The sequence below is a fragment of the Coprococcus ammoniilyticus genome, from assembly GCF_025567345.1.
Taxonomy (GTDB): Bacteria; Bacillota; Clostridia; order Lachnospirales; family Lachnospiraceae; genus Coprococcus; species Coprococcus ammoniilyticus.
This window is the reverse complement of the sequence record NZ_JAOQJS010000004.1, coordinates 55,922-68,403: the sequence shown is the minus strand read 5'-3', so window position 1 is coordinate 68,403 and position 12,482 is coordinate 55,922. Positions and strand designations below refer to the sequence as shown.

The 12,482-nt window shown below is 42.7% G+C and carries 9 protein-coding genes; all 9 read right to left on the bottom strand.

The window, feature by feature from the left end; translation table 11 throughout:
- Window positions 1-3: 3 nt before the first annotated feature.
- The 9 genes from OCV60_RS06755 to OCV60_RS06715 all read right to left on the bottom strand — a co-directional run bounded on the left by OCV60_RS06755 (window position 4) and on the right by OCV60_RS06715 (window position 12,363).
- Window positions 4-1,017 carry an LCP family protein gene (locus OCV60_RS06755; RefSeq protein WP_118674347.1) on the bottom strand — a complete coding sequence of 338 codons (1,014 nt, stop codon included), beginning with the start codon at window positions 1,015-1,017 and terminating at the stop codon, window positions 4-6.
- A gap of 153 nt (window positions 1,018-1,170) precedes the next feature.
- Window positions 1,171-1,887, bottom strand: a complete 717-nt coding sequence (locus OCV60_RS06750) for a CpsB/CapC family capsule biosynthesis tyrosine phosphatase (protein WP_117807296.1) — start codon at window positions 1,885-1,887, stop codon at window positions 1,171-1,173.
- Between the two features lie 276 nt (window positions 1,888-2,163).
- Window positions 2,164-3,414, bottom strand: a complete 1,251-nt coding sequence (locus OCV60_RS06745) for an ABC transporter permease (protein WP_021944098.1) — start codon at window positions 3,412-3,414, stop codon at window positions 2,164-2,166.
- A gap of 5 nt (window positions 3,415-3,419) precedes the next feature.
- Window positions 3,420-4,430 carry an ABC transporter ATP-binding protein gene (locus OCV60_RS06740; RefSeq protein WP_021944097.1) on the bottom strand — a complete coding sequence of 337 codons (1,011 nt, stop codon included), beginning with the start codon at window positions 4,428-4,430 and terminating at the stop codon, window positions 3,420-3,422.
- 162 nt (window positions 4,431-4,592) lie between these two features.
- Window positions 4,593-6,572: an NAD(+) synthase gene (locus OCV60_RS06735; RefSeq protein WP_021944096.1), complete on the bottom strand. Its 1,980-nt coding sequence runs from the start codon at window positions 6,570-6,572 to the stop codon at window positions 4,593-4,595.
- 332 nt (window positions 6,573-6,904) lie between these two features.
- The gene (gene hydF, locus OCV60_RS06730; RefSeq protein WP_021944094.1) at window positions 6,905-8,104 is read right to left on the bottom strand and encodes a [FeFe] hydrogenase H-cluster maturation GTPase HydF; all 1,200 of its coding nucleotides are present in this window, start codon (window positions 8,102-8,104) and stop codon (window positions 6,905-6,907) included.
- A 105-nt stretch (window positions 8,105-8,209) separates the two neighbouring features.
- Complete coding sequence (gene hydG, locus OCV60_RS06725; protein ID WP_021944093.1) at window positions 8,210-9,631, bottom strand: [FeFe] hydrogenase H-cluster radical SAM maturase HydG; 1,422 nt, start codon at window positions 9,629-9,631, stop codon at window positions 8,210-8,212.
- 266 nt (window positions 9,632-9,897) lie between these two features.
- Window positions 9,898-10,680: a ZIP family metal transporter gene (locus OCV60_RS06720; protein WP_021944092.1), complete on the bottom strand. Its 783-nt coding sequence runs from the start codon at window positions 10,678-10,680 to the stop codon at window positions 9,898-9,900.
- Window positions 10,681-10,965: 285 nt separating this feature from the next.
- Entirely contained in the window at window positions 10,966-12,363 is a 1,398-nt protein-coding gene (locus tag OCV60_RS06715; RefSeq protein ID WP_021944091.1) for a sodium-dependent transporter, read from the bottom strand.
- Between the last annotated feature and the right edge of the window lie 119 nt (window positions 12,364-12,482).

Below are 12,482 nucleotides of genomic sequence, written 5' to 3'. Positions count from 1 at the left end.
TCTCTATTCTGTATATTCTTTATAAAACAGCTCTGCGATCGCTGCATTCAGACTTTCCTCATCTGCCTCAAAGGTAGCGAAATCAAGTTCATCCAGCCCTTCTGTTCCGGAAATAGATACCTCGCCCTCATCCTTCTCTTTCACAACAAGAAGTGCCAGCTTGCTGAATTTATTTGCCGATATATTCGTCACCATATAATCTCCCAGTGCATTGTACAGATCCAACGGATAGGTACTGTCTGTCTGACATTTCTCTTTTATATTTTTCTTAAGCCCTTCCATATATACGGACTGACGTTTCATTCTGTTTTCATTTGTTTCATCAGCGACATCCCACCGGTCATGTACATAATGTACCGCCTGCTCATCACTGAGCTGAACCGTATCTCCAATCTTAAGGGATGGATCCACTTTGGAAAAATCATCCTCAATCGTAACTGTTACTCCTCCTGCCATATGATTGATGATAGAAATTGCTCCCATATTTACAGCAGCATATCCGTCAATCTTCTGACCACCAAGCAGCTCTGATACAGCATCCACGGTATTCTCGCAACTGGCTTCCAGTCCATCTCCGCTTGCATGTGCAAGTGCAATCTGTACAACAGAATCGCCCAGATAAGAATTGTCGAGATCCAGGGATTTTACATTTGTCAGTGTATTTCTGTTGATCGCCAGAGTCTTAAATGTCCCTTCACTGATATCTCTGACCATCAGCAAAAGCACATCACTCTGCCCGGATTCTCCATAGTCCTCTGCTTTTTTTACTTTATCCAGTGAATCGATACCCATGAACAAATAGGTCTCTATATTCTTCTTCGGAAGATATTTCTTGCCATTTATACGGACAACTCCCTGCTCTGCCTCATATGCCTCCTGCTTCCGGAGCTTCTGCCGGTCAATTGCCCGGAACACAATAACTGCCGCTAAACAAAATATGATAACTGCTGCAATAGTAATTGTCAGTTTTTTATATAATTTCAGTTTTTCCTGTCTGGAATGTATCCTGTGTGCCATCTTTCTTTCTCTGATCAGAACAGGTTCCCTATCAGATCAGATCCTCCTGTCGGCCATGTTTTTTCACATATGATAAGTGCTGTCAATATAATAAACAGTATAATACTGATTATGATCGCTACTTTTTTTGACATCTGTCTATCCTCCAACCTTTTATCTCAAACCAAGAAGCTGACATCCATATGCATCAATCTCTGCAAGAATGTCTGCACCTGCTTTCTTTTCCAGTCTCTGTCGTCCCTCCATCAGATTCGGAGGACGATGATGAACTCCATGACAGTCACTTCCCAGAATATGTGCCTGCCTCTTTTGAAACATGCGAATCAACATCCCGCCCTGTTTCCAGTCTGACAAACTTTCTGCATTGATCTGTATGGTAACCGGAAGCTCCATCAGCTTTTTTATGTACGGCTTATTCCCTGAAATCTTCATAAAGCGTTCCAGATGAGCGATAATGATCCGGAGCTGTCTCTCATGGATCAGCTTTTTTACCTGTAAAAGATCTTCATCCGTCCACGTCCGGAACGGCATCTCAAGCAGAAGAAGCTCTGTTCCCTGGATTGTCAGCCGGTCAACCTTATCTGCATCTCCGATCCCATCAAAAAAAGCAACTTCCGCTCCAAGCAGAAGCTGTGGGGTATCCGATATGTTTTCAGTCGTTACTGCCTCTATCAGACTTTGATATGCATGTTCCCGTTTTTCAAGAAAATGTTCGATCCGATCCTCGTCCGCATAAAAGTGCGGTGTCGCGATCATTCTGTCTACACCGGCATTCCGACTGAGCCGAAGCATCTCTATGGATGTTTCTATATTTCTGCTTCCATCGTCAATTCCCGGAAGAACATGGGAATGGAAATCGATTACTTCCATATTTTACTGTAACCTTTCTTTTTAAGCCATTGAAATTATATTCCAGAAGCGAACAGATATCACAGCCACTCTTTTTGCACTGCGAATTTAGAAATTGCTTTCATTTCTATTTTATTTTACCCTGTCTCCCCTGTATACCCGCACCAAGTGCGTTCAATAATTTCACATGAAATTATGCCACATCCGCCTTTTAATGTAAAGGTATAAGGAATATTTTCTACATTTTTACATCAACACAGCACGCATGTGGCCTTTTTATTGTCTTATTTTTATATCTTATTTTTCTCTTTTTAATTCTTTTAATGCTCTGGATAACCTGATTGGATTGCCATACCGAAGTGTTGAATTACGGAAGATCTTACCTCCCAGAACACCCATACCGATCACCGATATATATAAAATTATTGCTGATATAACAACTTCCCATGTTGCTACATCTCCCATCGCAACTCTTGCAAACATTGCACTGTAAGAACTGATCGGTAGATAAGAACAGATCCTGATGACCAGTCCATCTACATTTGTCAGGTTCATCAGTACGACAAAATACACGATCATTACGATCATCTGCGCCGTACCGGCTGATTTGTTCAAATCCTCGATCTTAGATACCAGTGCCCCAAGTGCTCCATACATAAATGCATAGAACAGGAATCCACCAAGGCCGAATACCGCAAATGCGATCAGAACATCAGATGGGATATTTAATACAGAACCCATAAAGCCGCCCCAGTAGTCTTTATTAAAGTTGTATGAGATCAACAGGGCTGCCATGATCAATCCAACCTGAAAGAACGTAGCAACTGTTCCGGCAAATACCTTTCCAAATAAAATATCTCTGGAGTTCGTTGTTGTTACCAGAATCTCGATCGAGCGGTTGCTCTTTTCATTTGCCACACCGGTTGCGATCGACATTCCATACATAACGATCAGCATGAAGATCACGATAACCAGAATATAACAATACCAGTAATTGCTTGTGCTGTCCTTACCGAGGATAACTTCTTTTGCCTGGATATCTGCATAATCAAGACTCATAAGTTCATCAAAATCCAGATCATGTGCTTCACTGTACTGTTTCTTGGACAGCATGGACAGATAACTGTCAAAGGTACTGGTGTAATCATCAAACATGCCTTTATTATAAACATAATAGGTATATTCTGATGTACTATAAACTACATAACCAAGTTCCGCATCTTCACTTTTAACCAGCGACTCTACTTCTGCTGCATCCTTACATTTCTGCAGCTTAACATCCGGATATACCTGCGCCAGCAATCCTTCATCCATAATACCGGATGCATCATAATATGCATATACGGATTCATTCTCCTGATCCGATTCATCCTCTGCATCTGTCTCTTTATCAGACGAAGGACTTCCACTTGTAAACGATTCCTTAATTCTCGGTGCGAACATGATGCCTACGCAAAGAAGTGCCAGTAAGATCGTTGAAATCAGATAGGATTTACTGCCAAAATAATTACCGAGTTCAAACCTTAATATTGTACCAATCTTTTTCATATATCTTAACCTCTCTTTCCAAACAGACCCTTTTTCTGCTTTGGTTCAAATTCAGAAAAAGAAGTTCCGATATTATTTTTTTCTTTTATATCTTCCGGTGTCTCCTCATCTCCGACTGCCGATACAAATATATCATTCAGGGAAGGCTCATAAACTCCATAGCTCCTAAGCCTGATTCCCAACTCTTTAAAACGGGAAAGCACCTGCCATTCATCCTGTTCCGGCAGAATCTGTGTCACAACATGATGCTTGTTATGGCTGATCACCTGCACCTGATCTGCAAACTTATCACGAAGAATCTGTTCCAGTTCTTCCGACTCCATTCCAACAGCCGCAACTGCTTTATGTCCTTTTCCGTATTCTTCCTTGATCTTGTCAAGGTTGCCTGCCAGTGCCACTTCACCATGATTGATCACTACGATATCTTCACAGAATTCTTCCACATAGCTCATCTGGTGGCTGGAGAAGATAACGATCTTTCCGTCTGCGATCAGTTCATTTATAACATCCTTTAAGATCTGGGAATTCACAGGATCTAAACCGGAAAACGGCTCATCTAAGATCACGATGTCAGGATCTGCTACTAATGTTGCTGCAAGCTGTACCTTCTGCTGATTACCTTTCGATAACGTATCCAGTTTCCGGTTCTCGTACTGGATCACATCCAGACGGGTCAGCCACTTCCGCATATTCTCTTCCGCCTGCTTTTTATTCATCCCACGAAGCTTTGCCAGATATACTAACTGCTCACTGATCAGACGTTTCGGATATAAGCCACGTTCCTCCGGCAGGTATCCGACCTGCCCCGGCTGATAGACAAAGGGGGCTCCATCTAATAAGACCTGACCTTCATCTGCATGGAAAACATCCATGATGATCCGGATCGTTGTGGTCTTTCCTGCGCCATTTCTTCCCAACAGTCCGAGTGCGCTTCCACCCTCTACCGAGAAATTGATCCCATGCAGGATCTCTGTGCCATCAAAGCTCTTTTTGATGCCCTGTAATTCTAATTTCATATCTCTCTCCTTTTTATGAACCGACATTCATATCCCTGTTATGAATGTACGATCAGTTTCAGGTTGCAATTTCCATCTACTATATCATAATTCAACTCTGAAACAATCTTTAATAAGCTTAATTATCGTTTGTAACGGTTCATATTTTCCTCTATTCCAGTTCTATTCGAAAGTAAGGAAATCCTCAAATTCTATCTCGGATGGCAGTCTCAGATCCCCTCTTGGGCTTACCGATACCGTACCGACCTTTACGCCATCCGGCATACAGTTACGTTTAAACTGCTGACGGAAAAATCTGGTATAGAATACCTTCTGCCATTTCTTTATCTCTTCATCTGTAAATGTATATGCTTCTATTTCCCCATCTTCCGAAGCTTCTACGCTCTGTCTTACCGCTTCTTTACAAAGGTCATAGACATCTTCCGGCTCCATGCCATAACGCAGTGTGTAATACAAGAAGAAATCATGCAGGATATAGGATCCAACAGTATCCTCTGTCTTCTGTGCGATCGTTCCATCCGCATTCGGCGGAAGCAGTTCAGGACTTACCGGCGTATCAATGATATCCTCGATCACGTCCTTGATTCCCGGGAATCCATTTCGATCCATATCATGTCCAACTTCATCTACCAGAGTCCGGACCAGAGTCTTCGGGATGCTGGTATTCACCGCATACATGCTCATGTGGTCTCCGTTATAGGTACACCAGCCAAGTGCAAGTTCTGACAAATCACCGGTTCCGATCACAAATCCGCCCTCTTTATTGGCTACATCCATCAAGATCTGTGTCCGCTCTCTCGCCTGACAGTTCTCATATGTAATATCATGTACTGTTTCATCCTGCCCGATATCTGCAAAATGCTGACGGACAGAATCTACGATGCTGATCTCCCGGATGTCACATCCAAGCAGTTCCATAAGCGTTGTTGAATTGCTTTTTGTGCGTTTCGTCGTTCCAAATCCCGGCATCGTGATACCGGTTACTGTCTCCGGTGGCAGTCCGAGATTCTTTACTGCCTGTGCGGATACCAGAAGTGCCAGCGTAGAATCCAGTCCACCGGATACGCCAACAACGATACATGACGCATGTGTGGCTTCGATTCTCCTTTGCAGACCTGCAACCTGCATTGCAAAGATCGACCGGCATCGTTCCAGTCTGTTCTTTGATGGAACAAATGGTGTCATGGAAACCTTTGCGCATACTTCTTTTTTCTCTGCAAATACCTTCTCGCAGTTTACTGTCATGTATTCTCCGGCTTCAAAATTCCGTTTACACTCCGCAAAGGATTTATTTGCCAGACGATCATGGCGGATCTTTGTCATATTAAAATCACGGATCAGGATCCCATCTTCAAATGGCTTGATCTCGCCTAATAATTTTCCGTTTTCATACATCAGATTGTGTCCGGAAAATACCATATCCGAGGTTGATTCATAGGCTCCGGCTGATGTATAGACATATCCACAGATACAGGAGGATGACATACTTCCTGTCAGTGTTCTTCTGTACTGTTCCTTTCCGATCACTTCATTGGATGCCGACAGATTGAGCAGGATCTCTGCTCCCTGAAGTGTCAGCAGTCTTCCCGGTGCGATCGGTGTCCAGAGATCCTCGCAGATCTCCATGCCAAATGTAACATGCTCCTCCTGCTGATTCGGATCCGTCATCTCGATCAGGATGGAATTGCCAAATAAAGTTTCCGATCCATCTGCCAGTTCAACTGTCCGGTTCTCTACACGTCTTCCACTAAACCACCGTTTCTCATAAAACTCTCCGTAATTCGGCAGGTAGATCTTCGGAACGAGTGCGAGCACCATTCCGTTCCATAAAAAAGCTCCACAGTTAAATAATTCTCCGTCTACTTCATATGGCACACCGACAACAAGTGCTGCGCCCTTTTTGCCATATTCTGCTGTCATTTCCGCCAATTGTAACAGTCCTTCTTCTGCCCTGTCGATCAGATGACGGTTCACAAACAGATCCCCGCAGGTGTATCCGGTCAGTGACAGTTCCGGCGTCACAATAACGTCTACCTGTTCTGCATAGGTTCTATAAACTGTTTCAAGCTCCTTACAGTTCTTTGTTACATTACCAAGATGTACTCTTGGTGATACGGACGCGATTCTTACTAAATGTTTCATCATCGTTCTCCTGAATTATCTGTATATTTTCGTATCATTTGTTCTTTGATATCCGGCATCATCTGTTTACCGGCTTATAGCCTAATTTCCCTATTTCCCGGGAATAATAGGCGTTTCATTATCTCCGGTTATAACGTCTCCACTCGTACAAATGATATCCTCTGTTTCAAATTCTACAATATTCATCTGTGGCGTTTCGTATTTCTTCATAAACTTTGCCTCCTGATTTTGTTTTATATTATATATTATATTACTTACTTTCTGCAGCATTTGTTGTTATCTTTTCCTGAAGCCCATTAATATGATCAGTGGCTTCTGTCTTTTCCGGCTTTTTAGTCAGGTATTACAACCTTATCTAATATCCCGGTCAGATACGCGATCACCACACCATAATTGGTCATCGGGATCTGTTGCTCCTTTGCATGATCGATCCTTGACATAATATATTTGCGATTAAACATACAGCCCCCACACTGTATGACAAGATCATACCCCTGCAGATCATCCGGGAAATCCGTTCCACTGACTATATCGATCGTCATATTTTCTCCATACCGTTTCCGCAGCATCTTAGGAATCTTTTCCCGTCCGATATCTTCTTTTAACGGTGCATGTGTACAGCACTCTGCAATCAGCACATGGGATTCCCCATTCAGCTTTCCTATCGCATTTGCACCCTCTATATAATATTCGATATCTCCCTTATGTGCGGCAAATAACACAGAAAAGGAAGTCAACATAGATTTCTTAGGCTTATGCTCATAGACATAGGCAAATACCTGTGAATCCGTTATAATCAGCTTCGGTGCCTCTGTCAGATGGGATAAGGCTTCCACATACTGATCTGTCGTCACGCTCATAACAAGGCATTTTTTATCTAACAATTCTCTCAGTGTCTGCACCTGTGGCAGGATCAGTCTGCCCTTCGGTGCCTGAATATCCTGCGGCATAACAAGCATGACCAGATCTCCCTTTGTTACCAGCTCTCTAAGGATCGAAGAAGCACCATATTGCTCCGGCAGGTTCCGTACAAGCTCTTTTCTTACCTGATCCATACCGTCTCCAGTCGCGGCACTGATAACAATCGCACGCTGTCCTGTCTGTTGATACAGCGTTTCATTTATCTTTTCTGTATCATTCCGGATATCTGCCTTACCGATCACCCATATAACAGGTGTCTTCTTTTCCTTAAACTGTTCATACCAGTGAAGTTCCTCGTCCATGTCAGTATCTACAAGCAGAATGATCGCTATATCTGTTTTCTCGGCTGCAATCCTTGTCTTTTCCAAGCGTTCCTCCCCAAGCTCTGTCGCATCGTCAAAGCCCGCTGTATCGATCAGGGTACAAGGGCCAAGCGGATAAACTTCCATTGCTTTGTACACAGGATCAGTGGTTGTCCCTGCAACATTCGCTACGATTGATATATTCTGACCGGAAAATCGGTTGATAAAAGAAGATTTTCCGCTGTTTGTCTTTCCAAATACTCCGATATGAAGTCGATTGCCCGATGGTGTCTCATTTAACCCTGCCATGTGTTGCCCTCCCTGTTGTTATACGCTGTCTGCTTCAGCATTTATCTGCAATCTCTGTTATCTGCAATCCTTTCATCTGTTAAGATCGCTTCTTCCTATCATCTGTTAGAACCGGAAGTCTCTCTGTCCTTCTGCAATATCATGTATATGATCTGCCGTGATCTGTCTGACCTTCTCATTCGGGATCCGCGCAAGCTCACGTTCGATCAGCTCCAGACCGATCTGCTTCGTCTCAGGACTTGCATAATCTTCCAGATATTCCTTCAGCGTCATAAGAGCATTTGGATGACAGCAGTTTAAGATCTGCATACTCTTACAGAGTGCCATAAACCGGTCTCCTGTTCTTCCTGCTCTGTAACATGCTGTACAGAAGCTTGGTATATAATCCATCTTCATCAGCCAGTTCACAACCTGATCCAGCGTTCTGGTATCGCTGACATCGAACTGAGCCGATGTGATATCTTCTGATGTCTCCGGGATATCATATCCGCCTACACTTGTTCTCGAACCTCCACTGATCTGTGAAACACCAAGCGGCAGCACTTTCTCACGAACTGCCTGACTCTCTCTGGTTGATATGATCATTCCCGTATATGGTACTGCAATACGGATCAGTGCGCAGATCTTTGCAAATGTATCGTCACTGATTCCGTTATCGAATACATCAGGATCGATATCATCTGCACGTTTGATCCTCGGAACACTGATCGTATGCGGCCCTACCCCATGAACCGCTTCCAGATGTTCTGCATGCATCAGTAACCCTGCAAATTCATACCGGTACATTTCCAATCCGAACAGTACACCAAGTCCTACATCATCGATACCACCTTCCATGGCACGATCCATAGCTTCGGTGTGGTAATCGTAATCATGCTTCGGACCTGTCGGATGTAATTTCAGATAGCTTTCCTTATGATAAGTCTCCTGAAACAGGATATAGGTTCCGATGCCTGCATCCTTTAACTTCGTATAATTCTCAACTGTTGTCGCTGCTATATTGACATTGACACGGCGGATTGCGCCGTTCTTATGTTTGATACTGTAGATTGTATTAATACATTCCAGAATATATTCGATCGGATTATTCACAGGATCTTCACCGGCTTCGATCGCCAGACGCTTGTGTCCCATATCCTGAAGTGCGGTAACCTCTCTTACGATATCCTCCTGTGTCAGCTTCTTTCTTGCAATATGTTTATTCTTGCTGTGATATGGACAATAGACACATCCATTCACACAATAATTGGACAGATACAGCGGCGCAAATAACACGATACGATTTCCATAATAATCTTCCTTGATCTCCCTTGCCAGATCATACATCTCCCGGATCTTATCCGGCATCTCACAGGCCAGCAGCACAGACGCTTCTCTGTGCGTCAAGCCCTTTTTTAATCTGGCTTTTGCAAGGATCTCATCAACCATCTGTACGTTATCTTTATTCGCATCGGCATATGCCAATGTCTCTCTGATCTCTTCATCTGAAATAAATTCTTCTGCTTTTAATGATTTTACATCATACACTTGTATCTGCCTCTTTTCTTCTGCTATATAATTCTTCTTCCTGTACAATCATCCGGTCTGCCTCGCGCGTTCTATAAAATCAATATATCTGTGAGCAGACCTTTGTTATGCTTCAAGCTATACCTAATAACAGTATAGTGGAACACTCCGAAAATATCAACTGCCATAAAAATGCAGTTATATAGTTATACAAATCATAAAAATGCAGCATATAGTTATCCTTTTACAATAACCATAACCTGCATTTTCACGTTCTGACTGTTCTCTTATCCAAGTGCTACATCAAGCACCATCATCAATGAAAATCCTACCGCAAACATGATCGTACCAAGATTCGTATGCTCACCCTCTGCCATCTCCGGTATCAATTCCTCAACTACAACATATAGCATAGCTCCTGCCGCAAATCCCAGAAAATACGGAAGCACCGGTACCATGATCGAAGAAAGTGCGATCGTAAACAGCGCTGCGATTGGCTCTACGATACCGGAAAAGAATCCATAGCCAAATGCTTTCGGTTTACTGCAGCCTTCCGAACAAAGCGGCATTGACACGATCGCTCCCTCCGGAAGATTCTGGATCGCAATACCGATGGATAATGCAAGTGCCGCCGTCAACGTAATGTTCGTGCTGCCACTGATCCATCCGGCATAGACAACACCGACTGCCATTCCTTCCGGAATATTATGTATGATGATCGCAAATACCATCATAGTCGTACGTTTGAAATTGCTCTTGACCCCCTCTGCCTCCTTACTGTCAATATGCAAATGTGGCATCAGAGTATCGATCAGTAATAAAAATATAATTCCCAGCCAGAAACCGATAGTTGCCGGAAGAAATGCAAGCTTCCCCATTGCTTCCGACTGCTCCATCGCCGGGATCAGCAGGCTCCAGATAGATGCAGCCACCATAACACCCGCCGCAAATCCGGACAATGCTTTCTGCAATAACAGATTCATCTGTTTCTTCATAAAAAATACACAGGCTGCTCCTGCCGTCGTTCCAAGAAGCGGCAGTCCCAGACCAACAATTAAACTTAATATCATATATATTCACGCTCCATAAATTATTTCCATTTATTATATGAATCATCTCTCCTCTGTTTCCTTATTATAGCGGAATACTGTTATTTATGCCATGACCTGTTTTTTTCTTATCTGTATTTTTCTATCATTTGAGGTCTGTCTGCCACAGATTCTTCAATATATTTCATATTGCAAAACCGACCGTCGATGCAAGATTTAATATCCGGCTTCCGACGATCGGTCTATATTAGATAATATTCATTTGAAAACTTAATATTGCTGACAAATTATTTATATTTTACAGTTTTAAATAAATGTCAATAAACCTATCGACTTTAAGAACAGGATAAACAACAGGATCGGTGTTATGAATTTCACCATAACCACATACATACCTTTTCTGCTGAATTTTTCTCCGTTCTTCTGCACTTCTTCGATAACCGTCTGCGGTTTGGAGATCCATCCGATCAGGATACAGGTTCCGATTGCTACGATCGGCATCATAATGTTATTACTGATGTAATCCATGATATCAAGGATCTGTGCGATCGATCCGTTTGGAAGCTTTACTTCAAAGTACAGCTTGTTATATCCAAGACATACGATCGTTCCAACAATGATCGCGACAATCAACTCAATAATACCGGCCTTTGCTCTGCTTGTATGGAATTCATCCATGATACTTGCCACGATTGCTTCCATGACAGACACTGCACTGGTAAATGCCGCAAATAATACCATTGCGAAGAACAGACAACCGATCACATTTCCCACCTTACCCATCTGGGCAAATACTTTCGGAAGTGATACGAACATCAAACTTGGACCCTGTGCCATTCCCTCTGTTCCTGAGAATACATATACAGCAGGAATGATCATAACGCCTGCAAGAAATGCTACAACCGTATCAAAAATCTCAATCTGTCCAACTGATTTATTCAGAGCTGCATCATCTTTTACATAAGAACCGTAAGCGATCATAATACCCATGGCAACAGACAGACTGAAGAATAACTGTCCCATTGCATCCAATAATACCGTAAAGAAGCTTTTCACAGTAAGTCCGTCCAGATTCGGAATCAGATATAATTTCAAACCTTCTACACCGGTTCTGACAATTCCATCATCTCCGGTCTTTTTGATCGTTATGGAGAAGATCGCGATTCCTATAACCAGAAGGATCAGCAACGGCATGATGATCTTGGAAAAAGATTCAATTCCTTTATTAACACCACGAAATACGATAAATGCCGTAACAGCAAGAAATATCAACATCAAAATGACCGGTTCGATATCTGATGTAATAAAACCTGTAAAATAACCGTCCTGCGCTGCCTCTGTACCCTTACCGGTTAAAAATGCGAGGAAGTATTTGACAACCCAGCCGCCGATCGTTATGTAATATGGGAAAATAATAACCGGAACCAGACTTGCAATGATTCCAAGGAATCCCCATTTCTTATTCAGCTTCTTATAAGCGGTAAGCGGACTCTGCTTGGTCTTCCGACCGATTGATACTTCTGTCACCAAAAGTGTATATCCAAATGTCAGTGCAAGGATCAGGTATATGACCAGGAACAGTCCACCGCCATCCTTTGCTGCAAGATATGGAAAACGCCAGATATTTCCAAGTCCTACTGCGCTTCCCGCGGCCGCAAGGACAAATCCAAGCGAGCCTGAAAAAGTATTACGTTTCTTTTCCATATTTTGTTTACCCCTGTCTGTATATCACAGACTCTTTCTAATTTATTTGTTATCCTCTTAGATTCTATGGAAGCTTCTCCAAATTCTCTCATAGAACAAACACCTTTTTAATATAGCAT

Excerpts from the sequence above, each read along its gene's own strand:
- OCV60_RS06715 (WP_021944091.1), bottom strand. The coding sequence starts at position 12,363 with ATGGAAAAGAAACGTAATACTTTTTCAGGCTCGCTTGGATTTGTCCTT.
- hydF (WP_021944094.1), bottom strand. The coding sequence starts at position 8,104 with ATGGCAGGGTTAAATGAGACACCATCGGGCAATCGACTTCATATCGGA.
- OCV60_RS06720 (WP_021944092.1), bottom strand. The coding sequence starts at position 10,680 with ATGATATTAAGTTTAATTGTTGGTCTGGGACTGCCGCTTCTTGGAACG.
- OCV60_RS06745 (WP_021944098.1), bottom strand. The coding sequence starts at position 3,414 with ATGAAAAAGATTGGTACAATATTAAGGTTTGAACTCGGTAATTATTTT.
- OCV60_RS06740 (WP_021944097.1), bottom strand. The coding sequence starts at position 4,430 with ATGAAATTAGAATTACAGGGCATCAAAAAGAGCTTTGATGGCACAGAG.
- OCV60_RS06735 (WP_021944096.1), bottom strand. The coding sequence starts at position 6,572 with ATGAAACATTTAGTAAGAATCGCGTCCGTATCACCAAGAGTACATCTT.
- OCV60_RS06750 (WP_117807296.1), bottom strand. The coding sequence starts at position 1,887 with ATGGAAGTAATCGATTTCCATTCCCATGTTCTTCCGGGAATTGACGAT.
- OCV60_RS06755 (WP_118674347.1), bottom strand. The coding sequence starts at position 1,017 with ATGGCACACAGGATACATTCCAGACAGGAAAAACTGAAATTATATAAA.